General features: G+C 68.9%; 1 protein-coding gene. It reads right to left on the bottom strand.

What is annotated here, in order from left to right:
• Positions 1-470, bottom strand: a 470-nt coding sequence (locus BST13_RS38100; RefSeq protein WP_142282960.1) for a DUF222 domain-containing protein, incomplete at both ends; no start/stop codon positions are given.

Genomic DNA, 470 nt, shown 5'->3' with positions numbered 1-470 from the left:
ACGATGGACACCGGTAGCCCGTTGTGCTGCCCCAATTGGCCGGACATCAAGGCGTGCCGGCCCAGGGTGAGCAGGGCGTCGTGGGTGCGTTGCCGGGCGGTGCGGGTGTCGGTGTCGATCTGCTCCTGGGTGGGGGTGCCAGAGGTGCACGGGGTCGGGTCGTCGGGGTTGCACATGCCGGGGGCACCCCAGCGGTCCAGGACGGGATCGAGGGTGGCCCGCAATTCCGGGCTGGCCCAGCCACTGACCCGACTGGTGCCGTCGGGTTGTTGCGGGCCGAAGGTGATGCCACGCTTGTGCGCCACGAGGTCCTCGATGGGTTCCTCGCCGTCCTGGTTGAGCAGATACAGGGCTTCGGCGATGGCGTGGTGCAGCACATCGGGGCAATTGCTGGCGGCGACGGCGACCAGTTTCTCCTCCATCTGCTGGCGGCGCTGGGCATCCACCCAGGCCGGGCAGTCGGTGACGAA

Source organism: Mycobacterium aquaticum (genome assembly GCF_002086485.1).
Lineage (GTDB): Bacteria > Actinomycetota > Actinomycetes > Mycobacteriales > Mycobacteriaceae > Mycobacterium > Mycobacterium aquaticum.
The sequence above is the reverse complement of the archived record's forward strand: the minus strand, read 5'-3'. Positions and strand labels throughout refer to the sequence as shown.